The organism is Amycolatopsis sp. GM8, from assembly GCF_021653975.1.
In the GTDB taxonomy this organism is placed as follows: domain Bacteria; phylum Actinomycetota; class Actinomycetes; order Mycobacteriales; family Pseudonocardiaceae; genus Amycolatopsis_E.
Genome location: NZ_JAJKFK010000010.1, coordinates 236099 through 253762, shown reverse-complemented (window position 1 = coordinate 253762; position 17664 = coordinate 236099). Strand labels below are relative to the sequence as shown.

Below are 17664 nucleotides of genomic sequence, written 5' to 3'. Positions count from 1 at the left end.
CCGCCAACGACCACAACGCCCCCGGATCCGGATGCACCCACTCCAACGCCGCCCGCTGCTCCCCCATCGACTCCCGAGCACGCTCACGCATCTGACCCAAATACCGCAAATAATCCTTACGATCCTCATTCATCTCCGCTTTCTTCGCCCCACCACCACGCCCACCACCAGCAAACATGCCCCCCATCGATGCCAGCAGAGTCAGCGGGAGCAACAGCGTCAACGGGCTGCGCGCGGCCGACCCACCGCTGGTGAACAGCAGGACGACGATGCCGAGCGACGCGACGATCATGACCACCGGCAACAGCTTCTGCACGATGTTGCCCGGGATGGTCCGGGGCACCTCGGGCGGCGGCTCCAGGTGCACCTCACCACCGGGCGTCCGGGGCGCGGGCAACCGCGGCGACCTCTTGAACTGCAGCGTGCTCATCAACGGGTCCCTTCGCGGTGTTCTTCGGTTCAGGAGGTCTCGACGCTGCCGACTGACGCGGCGCGTTCGCGCCACTTCTTCACGGTGGGACCGAGGCGCAGTGCGGAGACGAGGAAGAAGATGCCGCCGAGTGTGGCGTATCCGGCCAAAGTGGACAGTCCGGCGCCGTTTTGCCCTGCCTGCGCGACGAAAAACGCTCCGGCGAGCACGGAGATGGCCCCGCTGAGAATCATCGGCCATTGGCCGCCGAGCCTGCGGCGGGCGGTGCCGACGCCGAGCTGGACGAGGCCGGACACCACCGCCCAGGTTCCCCACACACGAAGAACGCCGGGGATCCCGGACATGGTGGCGTAGGCCAGCCCGGCCGCGGCCAGCAGGCTGATCACGACGTTCGCGTACAGGCCCGGCACCGGGTTGGTGCCCTGGGCCGAGCGCGCGTCGACAACGGCGGCGGCCACGTCGAATGCCGGGTACAGCACGAGCAACGCGACGCTGAACGGGTTGAGGGTCGAGGCGGTCGCGATCAGCAGGCCGGCCCAGACGAGCGCGAACGCGAAACGCACGAAGTACAACCGCTGTAAGGCCGACGGGATGCAGTGGCCGGCGGAAGCCGTGGTTGTACCCACGGAGTCTCCTTCGGGTTCAGTGGGGATCACGTGGAGCGTGGTGGGGGGGGGCCCCCCCCCCCCCCACCACGAGACTTCGTCGCCGCCTACGTGTATAGAGCCCTCATTACACGGCCAATGTAGCGGCGTTCCCCACCACCGTCAAGCCAGAACGGTCTATCTCCCACTGCACCCGAAGGGGCCGCCGGTCCGCGTTTACCCAGGCGTCACATCCAACTCAGGTACTCGTCGTCGGGCAAGGGGTGGTCGACCGGGACGACCCGGGAGTTCACCGCGGTCAGGCAGCCAGGGCAGAACAGCTGCCGGAAAACGACCTCCGCGTCGACGTACTCCGACGGGTCGTGCCAGATGTGGGGCCCCGCTTCGGCCGGGGCCGAGTCGCGCCGGGCCAGCCCCGCGACGAACTCGCCGCCGGCCAGCGGCCCGATGTCGGTCCCGCAATGCACACACACGACGGTCTTGCCTTCCGCCGATTCCCGGACGGCGAGGTTGTCATCGAGCCGGCGGACGGTGGTCAGGTCCGGCGCGCCCTCCAGCGTGACGGGTGTTCCGGAAAGACCGGCGTCGGACGCGCGACGGCGCCGCGCCTTCTCGCGTGTCTCGTCGGTCGCCGTCACGTCGACCTCGCCGTCCTCCCGGAGCAGCACGCCGTAGACGGACTGTGCGGCCTCGACCGAGACCCGGGCCTGACGCACGTCGTCGCGCACGTTCTCGGCCGGCCGGAGCAAGGGGTCGCCGTATCCGCCGCCCGCCTGCCAGTGCAGGTAGAGCGCGTCACCGGCGGTGAGGTTCGACTCGCCTTCGCAGGGCAGCACCTCGATCTCGCCGCCGAGCTCGTCCAGATCGGCGGGGATGGCGGCCGCCTGGGCGAGCTGGGGCACACTGATGCCGCGCACCACCAGGTCCAGCTGGGAGTTGCCCGGATAGCCACCGGCCAGGCCGACGTTCTGGTTGGCGACCTTGCCGGTGCCGGACACGACCAGCGACATCGTCCCCTTCTGGTCCGGGTGCTGCACATAGCAGACCGAACCGCTCATCCCGCCGCGCTGCCGGCCCGGCCCGCCGGAGTCGGTCTGCTCGCGGCGCCACAGGGCCACTACGGGATAGAGGTACTCGGTCATCTCGACGTCTGGTGCCCGCGCGGCGGGGATGATCAGCCGGCCGCCGGTGTCGACGCCGTCGTGGTACACCTGCGCGCCGTAGCCGCCGGCCATGACGTCGAAGATCGGCGACACGAAGCCCTTGCTGCCGCCGTCCCGGACGTCCACGCCGGAGATCACGCACAGGTCGGTGGTGCCGTTGCAGATCGACTGCACGTCGCTGCGGTGATCGGGTTCGGCGTCCAGCATCTTGGCGAGCACTTCCGCGACGAGGTTGCCCGATCCCCACGCCGGCCCGAACGGGCCCTTCCCGACCGCGGCCGGGAACGACGCATTGGTGATGGTGTCCTCGTCGGTGATGATCTCGAAGCAGCGCATCAAACCGCCTGCCGCCCAAGGGATATCTCCCGCCAGCAGCGGCAGCATCGTGAACACGATCCCGGCGCGGAGCCCCGGATAGGGACAGTTGATGATGCCGGTCTGCTCGGCGGTGCCGCGGAAGTCGAAGATCAGCCGGTCGGCTTCCTTGGTCATCGCGACCTTGATCGCGTGCAGGTCGCGGTCACCGGTCTGCGACTGCTCCTGGTAGCCCACCGCGGTCCAGGTGCCGTTGGGCAGGGTCTCCAGCTTGGCCCGCAGCCGGCGCTCGGCGTCGTCCATCATCCGGCGCATCACGATCTTGACGGTGTCGGCGCCGTACTTGCTGATGAGCCGCAGGACCTGCTCCGCCGCGTTCTTGTTGGCCGCGATCTTGGCCCGCAGGTCGAGCCCGACCATGTGCGGGAGCCGTGACCGCCGGACCCACGCGTCGGCGACGTCGCGCTGCAGCACCCCGCCCCGGACGACCTTCATCGGCGGCGTGGGGACCGCCTCGCCGAACACGTCCTGGGCCGACGGGCTGAACGAACCCGGGCGCGGGCCGCCGAGGTCGACCTGGTGGGCGATGGCCGTGGTCCAGCCGAACAGCTTGCCGTCGTGGAAGATCGGGGCCAGGATCGCGGCGTCGTTCTGGTGCAGCCCGCCGCCGATCCACGGGTCGTTGCACAGGAACATGTCGCCCTCGGCGATGCCGGGGTTGTCGCTGCGGTTGCGCAGCGTCCACACGATGGCGAGATCCATGGAGCCGATCAGGCCGATGTTGTAGCTGCCGACCTGGACCTGCTCGCCGAGCTCGTCGCAGATGGAGAAGTTGAAGTCGTTGGACTCGGTCACCACGTGCGAGCCCGACATCCGCCGCAGCGTCTCGCCCATCTCCTGGGTGATCGCCCAGAGCCGGTGCCGGATGACCTCGTAGGTCAGCGCGTCCACCGAGTCGGCATGGGTGTCGTCGACCTGGTGCAGCGGCAGCTCGGGCGAGATCTGCCGCAGCAGCTCCGCGCGCGGCATGGGACGGCTGGTGAACTGGTCCGCCCCGGGAATCCTGGATGTCATCGAAGCCGTCCTTACTTGTAGCTCAACACGAGATTGCCGAGGCGGTCGACGCGACCGGTGACGCCGGCGGGAACCACGACCACCGTGGTCGGCACGTCGACGATCGCCGGCCCGACGAGCTCGTGTCCCGCGCGCAGCCGCGCGTAGTCGTAGACCGGGGTCGGCACGAAGCCGAGCTGCGAGTCGAGGCAGACGGAACGCTCCCCGAGCAGGGCCTCCGCGGGATCGGGGCCCTCGGCCTCGGCGATCTCCGGCAACATGACCGGGAAACCCAGGCCCGCCTTGGCCCGGGCGCGGTAGGTGATCGCCTGCACGCCCGCCTCGCGGTAGCCGGCACCGCTGCCGTTGATGCGCTCGTACTGTTCCTCGAAGCGCTCGACGATCTCGTCGCCGGTGCGCTCGGAGAACTTGGTGTCCGGCACCGGCGTCGCGAGTTCGGTGACCTGCATCGAGTAGCGCAGGTCGATCTCGCGCTGCACCGTCACGTCGTGGAACTTCACCTTCTGCCGGTCGAGAGCGCGCTGCAGGTCGGCCTCGAGCCGGGCGTAGTGGGACTCCAGCACCGCGTGGTCGACCGGGAAGGCCGACGGGTCGGAGATCTCCGCGCTCAGCACGACATCCGAGGCCGCGAGCCCGTAAGCCGAAAAAGCCGACGCGACGGGACCGAGCGGCACGACGACCTCGGCCACGCCCAGATCGTGGCAGTAGCCGGCGCAGTGGGCGGGTCCGGCACCACCGAAGGCGTAGGCGACGAAATCGCGCGGGTCGTAGCCGGCCTGCACGACCGCCCGCCGCAGCAGGTCGCCCGCCTGCGCGTTCTGCACCTCGTGGATGGCGATGGCGGCTTCCTCGACGGTCAGGCCGAGCGGCTCGGCCACGTGCTCGCGGATCGCCTCCCTGGCCAGGTCCATCCGCAACGGTTTCCGGCCACCCAGCAGCCCGCGCTCGCTCAGGATGCCGAGCACCAGGTTGGCGTCGGTGTTCGTCGGCCGCGTCCCGCCGTTGCCGTAGCAGGCCGGGCCGGGGACCGCTTCGGCGCTCTGTGGGCCGAGCCGCAGGTTCCCGCCTTCGTCCACGGACGCGAGCGCCCCGCCACCCGAGCCGATGGTGTGCACCCGGATCGTCGCGGCGTTGATCGGGAACTGGTTGACGATGGAGCCGGGCGCCATGACCGGCTCGCCGTCGACGATCAGCCCCGCCAGGAACGTCGTGCCGCCGACGTCGGTGGTGATCACGTTGCGGTGCCCCAGTTGCTCGGCGAGCCGCATCCCGCCGACGACACCGCCGGACAACACCGACCCCACCGTGGTGATGGCGTGTTCCGGAGCCCGGTCGGCGGTGATGGTGCCGCCTTCGCTCTGCATCACCAGCAGCGGCCCCTTGAGCCCGCCCTCTTCCAGTTGCTTCTGCAGCGGCAGCAGGTAGGTGCGCAGCCGCGGGCCCACCTGGGCGTTCATGATCGTCGTGGAGGTCCGCGCGAACTCGCGGATGCGCGGGCTCACCTCCGAGGAAAGGGTGACGTACATGTCCGGGGCGATCTCGTGGATCAGCTCCCGGACGCGCCGTTCGTGGTCGCCGTTCTTGAACGACCACAGCAGGCAGACGGCGATCGCCTCGACGCCCTGGTCCACCAGGGACCGCGCGACCCAGCGGACCTCGTCCTCGTCCAGTGGCACCAGGACCTTGCCGGCGTGGTCGATCCGCTCGGTGACCTCGAGCGCCCGGTACTTCGGGATCAGCGGCGCGGGCTTCCGCTGGCGGAGCGTGTCCTGGATTTCGTGGGCCGACCGGCCGAGGGTACGGCCCTCGGCGTTCATGATGTAGATCGAGTCCCGGTGCCCCTTGGTGGCGATCAGCCCGACATCGGCGACCTGGCCCTGGACCAGGGCGTTGATCGAGGCGGTCGTGCCGTGCGCGATGAAGTCGGTCTGTGCCAGCAGGTCGCCGACACCGATCCCCAGCTCACCCGCGAGGTCCTCGATCGCGCGCATGACGCCGACCTCGCGGTTCGGCGGAGTGGTCGGCGTTTTGGCCGACACGATCCGGCCGGCCCCGTCGGAGGCGACAGCGTCGGTGAACGTGCCGCCCACGTCGATGCCCAGTGCGTATGGCATGGTGCGTTCTCCTGGTGATCCTGTTATCCGTGGTGGGCGGCGACGCGCCCGGTGACTGTCTGCAGGAGCTCGTCGGGACGAGCGTCCGCCCCGCCCATCCAGGCGACGTGCTGGTCTGGGCGCACGAGCAGGAGCGGGGCCGGATAGCGGCCGTCACAGGACCCCGGCAGGTCGACCACGGTCAGCGGAATCCCCAGCTCCCCGGCGGCCGCGACCCAGGACGCCACCTCGGCACCGGGGTCGGTCCGCACCAGCGTGAATTCGGGCCCGAGCGCGTCGAACAGGGCCCGGCCGTCGTCGAGCCAGACGTGCGGCAGCCGGAACCCGGGCTGTGCCCGTTCCTGGAAGCCGCCCATGGTGATGGCGTCCTGGTCCTCGCCACCGACGACGAGGGGCGAACCCGCGTAGTGGTAGCCGAAACTGAAGCCGTCGGGTGAGTACCGGTGCGGCTCGGTGATGGCCAGCCGTTCGGCGAGCTCGGCGCGGGCGCGCTCACCGTCCGGTCCTGGCAGGTGGATGTCGGGCGAGACGTCCTGGAACGACGTGCGTGCCTTCGCTCCCACCGCCCCGGCGAACTGGTCCCCCACGGGCTTGCGCTCCAGCTCGTACGCGGCTAGCAGGTCCGGCGACGCCCACCCGCGGTGGACCGCGGCGAGCATCCAGCCCAGGGTCGCCGCGTCCTGGATGCCGGCGTTCATGCCGAATCCGCCGACCGGGATCCAGATGTGCGCGGCGTCCCCGGCGAGGAACACCCGGCCCTCGCCGTACCGCTGGGCGACCAGCCGGCGGCCGGTCCAGCGCACCACCCCGAGCACCTCGTGCTCGACCGGACCACCGACAGCGTCCCGCAGGAGCTGCTCGGGATCCTCTTCTTCGGTGTCGTGGTCGGGCGGGAACGCGACATGGTTGAGCCACAACGAATCCCCGTCGATGGCGATCAGCGACGCGATCCGCTTGCCGTAGGTCCAGTACGTCCACGCGCGGTCCCGCGCGGCCAGCCGGCCCAGCTCGGCCGAGCGGACGAAGGTCGACACGAACTGCTGGATCGCATCGACTCCTTCGTAGCGGATACCCAGCTGGCGGCGGACGGTGCTGTGCGCCCCGTCGCAGCCGACCACATAGGCGCAGTGCAGGGTCCGGCGAACGCCGTCCTTCTCGACGATCGCCTCGACGTGGTCGTCGAACTGCCGCAGCTCGATCAGGCTGGTGCCGCGCTCGAGGGTCACCTCGGGAAGCCGGTTCGCGTGCTGTTCCAGGATGGGTTCGGTGTAGAGCTGCGAGACCCGGTGCTGTGGTTCCGGTGTGGGCCAGCTTTCCCGGTCCACACCGGCGAGCACGTCGCTGGTCGAGGGCTGGTCGAGGCGGAAGATCTCCTCGCCGCGCAGCGTCGTCCGGTACTGGATCGACGTCGGATAGTCCTCGGGCAGCCCGGCGCGCCGGATGTCGCCGGCGAGGCCGAGCCGCCGGAAGATCTCCATCGACCGGGCGGACGTGGTGTTGCACCGGGGGTTGCGGCCCCGCTCTTCGGTGGCCTCGATGACCCGGCTCGGCACACCGCGCCGGGCGAGGTCGATCGCGAGGGTGAGGCCGGCGGGACCGGCGCCGACGATGAGGACGCCGACCCGGTCTCCGGGGCTAGTGGGTTGCTGTGTCATGCGCTCAGAAACTCCCCAATCAGGCTGCAGAACTCGTCCGGCCGGTCGACGTGGATCCAGTGCCCGGCACCCGCCACGATCTCGAGGCGGCCCTGCGGCAGGCGCTCGACGAGCCGCCGCGAGACGTCGACCGGTGAGACCCGGTCACATTCCCCGTGCAGAGCGAGAACCGCGTTGGGGATCTTCGTGGGATCGACGGGCGGCGGCCCGTCGGCGACGTCGGCGAACATCGACCGGAAGGCCGCCTCGGCACCGGGACGCAGGGCCTGTTCCAGCCGGAAGTCCGCCAGCTCGTCGAGCAGTTCGGGGTGGGCGTTCTCGTCCGCGACCAGGCGGCCCAGGGTGGCCCGCATGGACTCCTTCGTCGGCTGGTCGTAGAACGGGACCGTGCGCGGCAGCGGGCCGGTACCCGCCCCGCCCATCAGGACCGCGCGGCCGACCCGTTCGGGCGCCAGCGCGAGCAGCGCCAATGCGGCGGCACCGCCCGCGGCCGAGTTGCCCACGACGTGCACGCGTTCCTCGTCGAGACGGTCGAGCAGATCGAGGACCTGCCCGGCGCGCGCCCGGGCCCAGGCCGCGGGTCCCTGGAGCTCACCGGTGCCCGCGCCGCCGCTCGTGAGCTCGGTCCCGAAGCCCAGCAAGTCGGGGGCGAGGCAACGGAACCGGGCCGAAAACCAGGGGTACACGGCGGCCCAGTTGCTCGTGGCGTCGACACCCGGGCCGCCGCCGTGGAGCAGCACGAGAGCCGGGCCCCTGCCCGGGTACACGACATCCGCTGCGGCCGGCACCTACCGCCTCCTGTCTCGGTCGTACATTCGCGATCGTCGTCGTTTCACGGTAACCGCGCGAGGAACTGGTCGGTCTCGACCAGTTGCGACGAGGTCAGGGACATCACCCGCAACGCGGCCAGATGCATTTCCGCTGCGGACATGGCACCGGCGCCCAGGTCCGGATAGTCACACGACGCGCAGGCGTCCGCCACCACCATGGACCGGAACCCGCGTTCCAGCGCGCCGCGGGCCGTGCCCAGCACACAGCATTCGGTCGTCATCCCGGTGAGGACGACGGTCTCCACCCCGAGTCCGCGGAGGATCATCTCCAGATCGGTGGCGTAGAAGGAGTTGTAGCGGTGTTTCTTGATCACCGGCTCACCGTCGCGCGGCGTGAGGTCGGGGTGGATCTCCACCCCACGGCCACCGTCGACCAGTGCTTCCCCAGCCGCCACCGGCGGATACAGATCGCGGTGCACCCCCATGTCGGCCCCACCGGCGCGGTGCACGTGCGCGGCGTAGATGACCGGCATCCGGCGGCTGCGGGCCGCGTCGAGGATCTTCTGGATGGCGGGAATCACGCCCCGGCCTTCCGGGAATTCCAGCGGCGCGCCTTCTTCCACGAAGTCGTTCTGCATATCGATGACGAGCACCGCGGTGCTGTTCACGTCGATCACGGAATTGGTCATGCTTCCGCCACCTCGTTCCTGACAGTTGGGAGTTCGGTCGAAGAATCGTGCCCCGCCCGGCCGAACCGCGCGAAGAAGATCATGGCGAGGGCACCGATCAGGCCGGGGATGGCGAAGATCCGGAACATCGACCCGGCGGCCCAGCCGGTCTCCAGCAGGAACCCGGCGAGCACCGGCGCCAGCACGGCGCCGAGCCTGCTCACGGCGACCGCCAGGCCGAGCGCCGTCGCCCGCGCTTCGGCCGGATACGTGCCCGGCACGATCACGTTGATCCCGGCAACGGTGCCGTTGAGGAAGAGCCCGACGAGGACCGCCACCACCAGCGCGGCCGCCAGGGTTCCGAGCGAGACCGAGAAGAGGACGAGGACGAGTGCGCCGAGGGCGAAATAGGCCGCGGTCAGCCGGCGAGGCTGGACCCGGGACGCCAGCACGCCCAGCAACACCACGCCCGCCACACCGCCGAGACTGAGCAGCAGACCGCCGCTGATGCCCTGCTGGCTGGACATGCCCGCCTGCAGCAGCAGGCTGGGCGTCCACGAGCTGGCGAAGTAGAACATCAATTGCGCCGCGGTGAACGCGACCCAGAGCAGCACGGTGCGCACCGCGTTGCCGCCGCGGAACAGCGATTCGAGCGCGATCTTGCGTGACCTCGGCGTCGCGGCGGGCAGCTCGTCGGTCGCGGGGTGGCCCATCGACACGAGGATCCGGTTGAGCCTGGCCAGCGCCTGCCGGGGCCGGCGCGCGACGAGGTAGTCGATCGACTCGGGCAGGAAGCGCAGTCCGATCACGAAGAGGATCGCCGTGGCGATGCTGCCGAACACGAACACCGAGCGCCAGCCGAGCGATCCCAGGAGCAGGCTCGACGTGACACCGGCGATGACCGAACCCAGGCCGTAGCCCGTCGTGATCAGCGCGATGGCCAGGCCGCGGCGCCGGTTGTTCGCGTACTCGGAGGTGAGCACCGGCAGGCCGGCCGCCATCGCCCCCACTGCCGCGCCGGTCACCACCCGGCACGCGAGAAGCTGACCGAAGTCCTGCGAAAAGGCCGCGGCGAGCATGCCCAGCGAGGCCAGGGCGAGACAGCCGAGAGTGAGCCGCCGGCGCCCGATCCGGTCGGCGAGCGGCGCCAGGAAAAGCGCCCCGAAAGCCATCCCGGCCAGGCCGCCGCTGAGCAGAACCCCCACCTTCGACGGGGACAGGCCCCATTCCCGGGTGATCGCCGGCCCGACGAAGGACGTCACGAGCAGGTCGAACCCGTCGATCAGGTTCATCACGAGACACAGCGCGACGGCGCCCTTCTGGGCGCGACTCATCGGCGAGTTCTTGACCTGTTCGAGAACGTTCACGGAACCTCGCTTCGTTGCGGGGATTGGGGTTGGCTGGCGAACCGCATTCTGGGCCCTGTATGTAACGCTCACTCTACAATGGGCCAAGCGCTTTGGCTACAGCTTCGCCGCGATAGGCGACGGAGGACTGGGATCCGGATGTTCGAGAGCACGGGATTCCCGCACGTAGAGCGTTCGGCCACGGCTCAAACTAGCCAGCGCGGGCTTCGCCCGTCAACACCGAACGTTCTATCTCATGCCTCGGTGCTGGAATAGTACTCGAACAGGATCGGGACCAGCGCCGGTTTAGGACGCGCTCCAGCCCCCGTCGAGGGTCAACTCGGTGCCGGTGATGGACGTGGCCTCCGGCGAGCACAAGTACGCCACCGCACCGGCGACCTCCTCAGGCTCGATCAGCCGCTTCACCGCCGATCGAGCCAGCAGGACGTCCGAGACCACCTCGTCCACGCTCAACCCGTGCACCGCCGCCTGATCCGCCAACTGGTTCTCCACCAACGGCGTACGCACATACCCCGGACACACACAGTTGCTGGTGACCCCGTTGGCCGCACCCTCCAGTGCGATCACCTTCGACAACCCCAACAACCCATGCTTGGCACTGACATACGCCGACTTGAACGCACTAGCCCGCAAACCATGAATGCTGGAGATATGCACAATCCGACCCCAGCCACCCTCATACATATGCGGCAGCACAGCACGGCTGAGCAGGAACGGCGCCTCCAACATCAACCGCAACATGAACGCAAACCGCGACGGATCGAACTGGTCAATCGGCGCAACATGCTGCACACCAGCGTTATTCACCAGAATATCCGCCTCAAACACCCGCTCAGCCAAATCGGCGGTATTACTCAAATCGAGCACCAGCGACTCACCGCCGATCCGCTCAGCCGTCCGCGCCGCACCCTCCGCATCGATGTCACACACCACAACATGGGCACCAAGAGCCGCCAACCGGGTCGCCACAGCCGCACCGATCCCACTCGCCGCACCGGTCACGATGGCACGCCGAGCGGAAAGGTCAGGGCCGTTCAGGGCGTTCGTCATGAGTTCGGGGACGCGAAGGGATTGGGGTTGGTGTGCTCGTGTCCCCAGACGTCGGAGAAACCGAAGTCGTGGGGCACCCAGTCCTCGCCCACTTCGATGCCGCCGCAGCCGATCTCCAGGTGGAAGCCGCTGGGGTTCTGCACGTAGAACGAGATGGCCTTGTCGTTCATGTGCCGGCCGAGCCCGATCGAGATCGGGGCGTCGTTGGCCTTGGCGCGATCGTAGGACCGCCCGACGTCGTCGATCGAGCCGTGCTCGAACTCGAGGTGGTGAATGGACGGCGTTTCGGCGCTCGCGAGCGCGATGGCGTGGTGGGTCGGGTTGCAGCGGAAGAAGAACAGGCCGGGGGCGCGGTAGTCGGTCAGCTTGAACTCGAGCACCGATTCGTACAGCTCACGGAGTTCGGCGACCTTGGGGCTGGCCAGCACGAAGTGGCCCAGGCCCGTGGTGCCGGGATGCCCACCGGGACGGTCGACGCCGGTGCGGACCTTGGCTTCACCGATCGCCAGCTCCACGCGGTAACCGACCGGGTCGGTGAACCAGCGCAGATGCGTGGCGCCGCGAAGCTCCCGCTCCTCGGCGGTTCCCTCGGCGACGGTGAAACCGGCGTCGGTCAGCCGCTGGGTGAGCCGGTCGAGCTCACCCGGTGAGTCGACGATCCAGCCCACCTCGCGCGGCGTGTCCACTGTGGACGGATAGAGCGCGACGCGGTACTTGAACTCGTCCAGCTCGGCCAGCGTGACCTCGTCCGTGCCGAACTTGGCGCGGGTCACGCCGATCCCCAGAGTGCGGCCGAGCAGGTCGGTCCACCCGTCGACGTCGGTGACGTTCAGGCCGACATAACCCAGCTTCCTGATCCCCATGGTGCTCAGCCCTCCGTCGCGGCCGCCGCGCCGCCGTGCAGAAATTCACGGACGATGTGGTTGAACTCGGGCGCACGTTCATACTGGACCCAGTGCCGGCAGTGCGGCAGCACACGCAGCTCCGCGTTGGGGATACCGGCGAGGATCGTGGGCGCCCAGGTGAGCGGCACGGTCTGGTCCTCGCGTCCCCACACGAGCAGCGTCGGCGCGCTGATGAGCCCCAGGTCCGGGGTCAGATCGCCGTAATTGGGCGGCATGGGCATCTCGGGGTGCACCCGCAGGCTCGATTCGTACCGCTCGTCGATGAGCTCTTCGGTCGCCAGGCTCTCGTCGAAGACCATGAGACGCACGACCTCGGCCATGGCTTCACGAGAAGGCTTCTCGTCCGCCATGTAGGCGAAGATGCGCTCGAGCCCGACGGGCCACGGCGGCGCGTCCGTCGGCAGGACCCCACCCGGCGCCATGAGGACGATCCGGTCCACGCGCTCGGGGTGGCTCATCGCGATCCGCATCGCCACACCACCACCATAGGAGTTGCCGACCAGGTGGGCCCGCTCGATGCCCAGCGCTGTCATCGCCCGGCACACCCGCTCGGCCGCGTGGAAGATCAGCGGCTCCTCCAGCTCGGGGCGGGGCGAGCCACCCCAGCCCGGCAGGTCGACCACGATATTGCGGTGGTCCTGAAAGGCGGCCAGGTTGCCACCGAAGTTGCTCATCCCCGTCGCGCCCGGGCCCGAGCCGTGCAGCCACACGACGGGGCTGCCCTCGCCGACTTCGGTGTAGGTCAGGTGGGCGTCGCCGACATCCAACGTGCTCATCGCTCCGACTTTCCTCCGTGTATGTAACGCTCACTATACAGCAGAGCACGAAGCGATCAAGGTCGAATACGGAGCGATCCGGCGGTTTTTCCCAGAGGATCAACGATTGTCCGGCACGGGGCGCGCAACTACCGCTGCTTGCGCTTCCCGGCCTGGCCGCCCTGCTCCGCCAGCCCGCGGACCAGGGCGACGAACCCGGGGACCTGCGAGCTGTAGGTCAGGCCGTCGAAGCTGTTGGCCACCGACAGGCCGTCGGTCAGGGCGCGGCCGAGCACGGCCAGCTGCTGCACGAGGGTCTCGTTTTTCTTGCCGCCGTTCGGCGCGAAAACGGGCGTGAGTGCTTCCACCCAGGACGAGTGGGCGTATTCGCGGATGCGCCGCACGGTTTCCTGCACCATCTCGGAATCCTTCTGCGGGCCCACACTGATCGCGACCAGCAGGCGAAGGTAGTCGGGCCGCTGGTCCAGGGACCGGCACGCCGCCGTGAACCACGCTTCGAGCCGGTCGAGCGGCGAGCGGGGGTCGAACGACGCCGGGTTGGGGAACAGCGCGTGCAGCTCTTCGAAGGTGCGTTCGAGCAGCGCCGCCAGAACACCGAGCTTGTTGCCGAAGTGGTAGTAGATCGAACTGGGCGGAAACCCGGCCTGCGTGCACAGATCCGAGATCGCCATGCCGTCGTACCCCTTTTCGGAGATCAGAGTACGCGCCGCGTTCAAAATAATGTCGCGACTGCTCTCGCCGACCGCGGTCGACGCTGAGCCGGATCCCCTCACCATGAAATAATGATAGGGCCGACTCGCCGTCGCGGGGCGGAGTGGTCGGGCCGGCGACCCGCGCCGGCCCGGCCACCCGGCATCAGGCGACGGTCGCGTCGATGGTCACCGCGATGTTGCCGCGCGTGGCATTCGAGTACGGGCAGACGCCGTGGGCTGCCTCGACGAGCTTGTCGGCTGTCGCCTGGTCAAGGCCGGACAGTTCGACGTGCAGCGCCGCACCGAGGGTGAACCCACCTTCGGGGGTCGGGAACACCTGAACCTCGGCGACGACAGCGGAGTCGGTGATCTGCGTCTTCTGCTGGGCCGCGACGGCCTTGAGCGCCGAGTGGAAGCACGAGGCCCAGCCGGCCGCGAACAGCTGCTCCGGGTTGGTGGCGCCGCCGGGGCCGCCCATCTCCTTCGGGATCGCGAGGGAGACGTCGAGCAGGCCGTCGTCGGTCCTGGCCTGTCCCCCCGCCCTGCCGTCGCCGGTGGAAGTGGCAATGCCGGTGTACAGAGGTTTGTTCACAGCGATCGAATTCCTTTCTTGGTCAGCACAACCAGGACGCGCTGAGCAGCCAGGTCAGTCCTCGTGAGACTGAACGTTCTCCTCATTGACTTGAGCATGCCACGAGACCGTGCTCGGGTCAAGACCGAACGTTCTACTCAATAGGGTGGCGTGCCCCGGGTGCCGACCGTCAGCTCACACCGCGGCCTGCTCGGCGACCGGCGCGTCGCGGTGCTTCAGGATTCCATCGACGCCGAGGAGGAACGTTTCGCAGATCGGCTCGGGGTCCGACAGGCAGCCCGCGGCCATCGCGCCATCCCGCAGCATGACGAAATGCCGGGCAGCGGGTTCGGGCGCCGTCTCGCCGGTGTCGCCCAGCAGTTCCGTGACGGTGTCCAGGAACCACTGCCGGTGGTTCAGGACGGCCTGGTGCACCGGGTGCGAAGTGGAGGGATACTCGGCCGCGGCGTTGAGGAACGCGCACCCGCGGAACCCGTCGGAGCGGATATTGTCGGCGATCGACCCGGCGACAGCCCGGACGACGTCAGCCGGAGACTGTCCCGACGTGCGAGCTTGTTCGGCCTGAGCCCGGATCTGGCCATCCGCCCCCGTCAGGTAGGCGACGACCAGGTCGTCCTTGCTCGGGAAGTGCCGATACAACGTGGCACGCGTAACGTTGGCTTCGGCGACAATCCTGTCGATACCGACTGAGTGCAATCCCTCCGAATAGAACAGTCGGCTGGCTGTGCTGAGCAGCCGCGATCGTGCTTCGGACACCGGTTCACCTGCTTCCTCGTCAAACCCCTAGTCTACAGGTAGAACGTTCGGTCTTGGAAGCATGTTTCATTTTTTGGTCGGCTGGATGCGGAGAGGATACGGATGGTCACCGAAATGGCGCGGATCGAAGTCGTCGCAGGCCAGGAGGAGGCCTTCGAGAAGGCCGTTGCCGAGGCGATGCCCCTGTTCCGGCGGGCCGAAGGCTGCCACGGCGCGCGCTTGTGCCGGAGTGTCGAGTTTCCCCGGCGCTACTGGCTGATGGTCGACTGGGAGACGGTCGAGCACCACATGGTGAAGTTCCGCGAGTCCGCCGATTTCGCGCGGTGGCGGGAACTCGCCGGACCGCACTTCGCCGGCACACCCGAGGTCGAGCACGTGTCCACCGTGGTCGGCTGACCTCCTGGACAGCGCGGCGGACTCGGTAGCATCAGTCTGTGCGGGAAGAGGACGTGTACCGGCTGCAGAGGCAGGTGAAGAAGCTGTACCGCCGCGTGCAGCGGGAGCAGCCGGTCGTCGCGGGACTCTCGACCACGACGCTGCAGATGCTGGTGGCCTTGGAGCGCGCGGCGGGGCCGTTGCGGCCGGGTGAGCTCGCCGCCGAGTTGGAGATGAAGAACTCGAACGTCGCGTCGGCCTTGCGCGGGCTCGACAAGCAGGGCCTGATCAACCGGCGCGCCGATCCGGCGGACGGGCGCAAGGTGCTCATCGACCTGACCGGGGAAGGCCGCCGCCGGATCGCCGATGCCCGGCGCCGCCGCACAGCGTGGCTCCAGGAGGCGGTGGACGAGCTGCTCACACCGAAAGAGCAGAGCCTCCTCTTCGCGGCCGCCGATCTCATGGAGCGCCTGGCCGAGCAGGGCGCGGACGACGAGCCACAGGCGCGTCGCAGGGCCGGATAGCGCCGCGCTCGGTGGTTCAATCGGCTCATGGCGCCGATGCAGCGGCGGGCCGCCGATCCCGGTCAGGACGGCCAGATCGAGTCCGCAACCTGGAATCCGACCACCGGTTGTGACCAGGTCAGCCCGGGCTGCGACAACTGCTACGCGCTGGCGTTCGCCAAGCGGCTGAAGGCGATGGGCAACCCGGGGTACCGGCACGACGGCGACCCCCGCACCAGCGGCGCCGGTTTCGGCCTCACCCTGCACCCGCGCCGACTGGACACCCCACTTCACTGGCGCAAGCCGCGGCTGGTGTTCGTGGACTCGATGAGCGACCTGTTCCACCCCAAGGTCCCCGACGAGTTCCTCGCCGAGGTCCTCGACGTCATGCGGCGCGCCGACCGGCACACGTTCTTCGTGCTGACCAAACGGCCGAACCGGATGGCGTCGGCGATCTCCCGGCTCCAACCGCACCCACTGCCCAACGTGTGGTGGGGCACGACCATCGAAAGCAACGAGTACGTGCGGCGCGCCGACCGGCTGCGCGCCACGCCCGCCGCGGTCCGGTTCCTGTCGCTGCAGCCACTGCTCGGGCCACTGCCCGACCTCGACGTGACCGGGCTCGACTGGGTCTACGTCGGCGGCGAGTCGGGGCCGGGCAACCGCCCCATGCGAGCGGACTGGGTGCGACCCATCCGCGACCACTGCGTCGCCGCGCGCATCCCGTTCCTGTTCAAGCAATGGGGCGGCCGCACCCGCAACGCCGGCGGCCGCGTGCTCGACGGCCGCACCTGGGACGAGATACCGCCGCACGCGGGCGAAATCGGCATCTCGTCCCAGCTCGGTGGCTGACGATCAGGACGCCGTCGACCCGTCGCCCGTCTCCGGCGCGCCCGTCGGCAGGACCCTGACCTGCTGCTTCGTGATCGCCTGCGGCCGCTTCGTCTCCTGCGGCCGCTTCGTGGTCTCCCGGGCGACAGGCTTGCATTCTGGCGTCGCGGTGGCGGGGAGAGGCGGCATCGTGGCGGGTACCGGAGTCGCCTCCCTGGTCACCGGCGCGCAGACGACCGTCGCCGGGCTGTCAGCGCTCGCCAGCGGTGCGCTGAGCAGCCCACCCGCCACGACGAAAAGCCCGGTCCCGGCGATGAGTCCCCATCGTTTCACTGCTGTTCCTCCTGGTTCATTTTCACCAAATCCCCGCGCGGCGCGCGGGGTTGCCCGAATCGGTCAGGAATTCTCGAGTACCGCGTAGACGATGATGTTGTCGCGATAGCTGTGCGCGGCGTGGTCGAAGCTGCCGCCGCAGGTGATCAGCCGCAGTTCCGGGCCGGTGGTGTCGCCGTAGACCGCGTCGGTCGGGAACGCGTCCTTGTCGATCTGGTCCACTTTGGTCACCGCGAACCGCACGGCCGAACCGTCCTTGCGGGTCACGGTCACCTCGTCGCCGGGCCGAAGTTCTTTGAGGCGGTAGAAAATGCCCTTCTGCTGGTTCCCGTCGACATGCCCGAGGATCACCGCCGGGCCGACCTGGCCCGGCACCGGGCCGTTGCGGTACCAGCCCGCCTGCAGCGGCTGGCTCACCGGCGGCACCTCGATCGTGTTGTCGGGGTTGAGTCCCAGCGGCACGAGCGTGGAATGCGCGCCGATCTTCGGGATGTCCACTATGGACGGTTCTGGCGGTGGAGCCGCCTCGCTGGTCGCCGCGGGCGGGGACACGTCCACCACGGGGTCGGCGGCACATCCGCCCAGGAGGACGATCCCGAGCAGCACCAGTACCCACCGGAACGCTGAGAACTTCATGCCGACAAGGCGCCGCTGCCGGGGCGCCCGTTGCAGCCGAGACTAGATCGTGAC

Annotated in this window: 18 protein-coding genes and 1 pseudogene; 3 read left to right on the top strand and 16 right to left on the bottom strand. The window is 69.0% G+C overall.

Features of this window, described 5'->3' with window-relative positions; translation table 11 throughout:
* The 14 genes and pseudogenes from LOZ83_RS35645 to LOZ83_RS35580 form a co-directional block, all read right to left on the bottom strand.
* A pseudogene (locus LOZ83_RS35645) lies at window positions 1–430 on the bottom strand (type VII secretion protein EccC); the annotation flags it as partial.
* Between the two features lie 29 nt (window positions 431–459).
* A complete protein-coding gene (locus LOZ83_RS35640; protein ID WP_236796271.1) occupies window positions 460–1056 on the bottom strand; it encodes a hypothetical protein in 597 nt (198 codons plus the stop codon).
* Between the two features lie 206 nt (window positions 1057–1262).
* Window positions 1263–3587: a hydantoinase B/oxoprolinase family protein gene (locus tag LOZ83_RS35635; RefSeq protein WP_236796270.1), complete on the bottom strand. Its 2325-nt coding sequence runs from the start codon at window positions 3585–3587 to the stop codon at window positions 1263–1265.
* 11 nt (window positions 3588–3598) lie between these two features.
* Window positions 3599–5701 (bottom strand): hydantoinase/oxoprolinase family protein, encoded by a 2103-nt coding sequence (locus LOZ83_RS35630; RefSeq protein ID WP_236796269.1) that lies wholly within the window; start codon window positions 5699–5701, stop codon window positions 3599–3601.
* A gap of 23 nt (window positions 5702–5724) precedes the next feature.
* Entirely contained in the window at window positions 5725–7356 is a 1632-nt protein-coding gene (locus LOZ83_RS35625) for an FAD-dependent monooxygenase (protein ID WP_236796268.1), read from the bottom strand.
* On the bottom strand, window positions 7353–8144 hold the full coding sequence (locus LOZ83_RS35620) for an alpha/beta fold hydrolase (protein WP_236796267.1): 792 nt from the start codon (window positions 8142–8144) through the stop codon (window positions 7353–7355). Before LOZ83_RS35620 ends, LOZ83_RS35625 begins: the two co-directional genes overlap by 4 nt.
* A 44-nt stretch (window positions 8145–8188) precedes the next feature.
* A complete protein-coding gene (locus tag LOZ83_RS35615; protein ID WP_236796266.1) occupies window positions 8189–8815 on the bottom strand; it encodes a cysteine hydrolase family protein in 627 nt (208 codons plus the stop codon).
* A complete protein-coding gene (locus tag LOZ83_RS35610) occupies window positions 8812–10161 on the bottom strand; it encodes an MFS transporter (RefSeq protein ID WP_236796265.1) in 1350 nt (449 codons plus the stop codon). Before LOZ83_RS35610 ends, LOZ83_RS35615 begins: the two co-directional genes overlap by 4 nt.
* Before the next feature lie 285 nt (window positions 10162–10446).
* Complete coding sequence (locus LOZ83_RS35605; RefSeq protein WP_236796264.1) at window positions 10447–11211, bottom strand: 3-hydroxybutyrate dehydrogenase; 765 nt, start codon at window positions 11209–11211, stop codon at window positions 10447–10449.
* Window positions 11208–12074 (bottom strand): VOC family protein, encoded by an 867-nt coding sequence (locus tag LOZ83_RS35600; protein WP_236796263.1) that lies wholly within the window; start codon window positions 12072–12074, stop codon window positions 11208–11210. The genes LOZ83_RS35605 and LOZ83_RS35600 overlap by 4 nt, the downstream gene beginning before the upstream one ends.
* A 5-nt stretch (window positions 12075–12079) precedes the next feature.
* Window positions 12080–12892 (bottom strand): alpha/beta fold hydrolase, encoded by an 813-nt coding sequence (locus LOZ83_RS35595; protein ID WP_236796262.1) that lies wholly within the window; start codon window positions 12890–12892, stop codon window positions 12080–12082.
* A 128-nt stretch (window positions 12893–13020) separates the two neighbouring features.
* Window positions 13021–13668: a TetR/AcrR family transcriptional regulator gene (locus LOZ83_RS35590; RefSeq protein WP_236796261.1), complete on the bottom strand. Its 648-nt coding sequence runs from the start codon at window positions 13666–13668 to the stop codon at window positions 13021–13023.
* A 79-nt stretch (window positions 13669–13747) separates the two neighbouring features.
* Window positions 13748–14176 (bottom strand): organic hydroperoxide resistance protein, encoded by a 429-nt coding sequence (locus LOZ83_RS35585; protein ID WP_308190375.1) that lies wholly within the window; start codon window positions 14174–14176, stop codon window positions 13748–13750.
* Window positions 14177–14350: 174 nt separating this feature from the next.
* Window positions 14351–14932 carry a TetR/AcrR family transcriptional regulator gene (locus tag LOZ83_RS35580; RefSeq protein WP_236796260.1) on the bottom strand — a complete coding sequence of 194 codons (582 nt, stop codon included), beginning with the start codon at window positions 14930–14932 and terminating at the stop codon, window positions 14351–14353.
* A gap of 102 nt (window positions 14933–15034) precedes the next feature.
* On the opposite strand from LOZ83_RS35580, the gene LOZ83_RS35575 reads away from it, so the two are divergent.
* Genes LOZ83_RS35575 through LOZ83_RS35565 form a run of 3 tightly spaced genes read left to right on the top strand, consistent with a single transcriptional unit; the run spans window position 15035 to window position 16662 of the window.
* Window positions 15035–15328: an antibiotic biosynthesis monooxygenase gene (locus tag LOZ83_RS35575; RefSeq protein ID WP_236796259.1), complete on the top strand. Its 294-nt coding sequence runs from the start codon at window positions 15035–15037 to the stop codon at window positions 15326–15328.
* A gap of 38 nt (window positions 15329–15366) precedes the next feature.
* A complete protein-coding gene (locus LOZ83_RS35570) occupies window positions 15367–15831 on the top strand; it encodes a MarR family winged helix-turn-helix transcriptional regulator (protein WP_236796258.1) in 465 nt (154 codons plus the stop codon).
* 27 nt (window positions 15832–15858) lie between these two features.
* Complete coding sequence (locus LOZ83_RS35565; protein WP_236796257.1) at window positions 15859–16662, top strand: DUF5131 family protein; 804 nt, start codon at window positions 15859–15861, stop codon at window positions 16660–16662.
* Between the two features lie 3 nt (window positions 16663–16665).
* Here the strand turns inward: LOZ83_RS35565 and LOZ83_RS35560 are convergent, their stop codons facing one another.
* Together LOZ83_RS35560 and LOZ83_RS35555 are read right to left on the bottom strand one after the other, a co-directional pair.
* On the bottom strand, window positions 16666–16974 hold the full coding sequence (locus LOZ83_RS35560) for a hypothetical protein (protein ID WP_236796256.1): 309 nt from the start codon (window positions 16972–16974) through the stop codon (window positions 16666–16668).
* Between the two features lie 63 nt (window positions 16975–17037).
* Window positions 17038–17610, bottom strand: a complete 573-nt coding sequence (locus LOZ83_RS35555; protein ID WP_236796255.1) for a class F sortase — start codon at window positions 17608–17610, stop codon at window positions 17038–17040.
* Window positions 17611–17664: the final 54 nt, after the last annotated feature.

Excerpts from the sequence above, each read along its gene's own strand:
- LOZ83_RS35635 (WP_236796270.1), bottom strand. The coding sequence starts at position 3,587 with ATGACATCCAGGATTCCCGGGGCGGACCAGTTCACCAGCCGTCCCATG.
- LOZ83_RS35630 (WP_236796269.1), bottom strand. The coding sequence starts at position 5,701 with ATGCCATACGCACTGGGCATCGACGTGGGCGGCACGTTCACCGACGCT.
- LOZ83_RS35625 (WP_236796268.1), bottom strand. The coding sequence starts at position 7,356 with ATGACACAGCAACCCACTAGCCCCGGAGACCGGGTCGGCGTCCTCATC.
- LOZ83_RS35615 (WP_236796266.1), bottom strand. The coding sequence starts at position 8,815 with ATGACCAATTCCGTGATCGACGTGAACAGCACCGCGGTGCTCGTCATC.
- LOZ83_RS35605 (WP_236796264.1), bottom strand. The coding sequence starts at position 11,211 with ATGACGAACGCCCTGAACGGCCCTGACCTTTCCGCTCGGCGTGCCATC.
- LOZ83_RS35600 (WP_236796263.1), bottom strand. The coding sequence starts at position 12,074 with ATGGGGATCAGGAAGCTGGGTTATGTCGGCCTGAACGTCACCGACGTC.
- LOZ83_RS35595 (WP_236796262.1), bottom strand. The coding sequence starts at position 12,892 with ATGAGCACGTTGGATGTCGGCGACGCCCACCTGACCTACACCGAAGTC.
- LOZ83_RS35590 (WP_236796261.1), bottom strand. The coding sequence starts at position 13,668 with ATGGTGAGGGGATCCGGCTCAGCGTCGACCGCGGTCGGCGAGAGCAGT.
- LOZ83_RS35575 (WP_236796259.1), top strand. The coding sequence starts at position 15,035 with ATGGTCACCGAAATGGCGCGGATCGAAGTCGTCGCAGGCCAGGAGGAG.
- LOZ83_RS35565 (WP_236796257.1), top strand. The coding sequence starts at position 15,859 with ATGGCGCCGATGCAGCGGCGGGCCGCCGATCCCGGTCAGGACGGCCAG.
- LOZ83_RS35555 (WP_236796255.1), bottom strand. The coding sequence starts at position 17,610 with ATGAAGTTCTCAGCGTTCCGGTGGGTACTGGTGCTGCTCGGGATCGTC.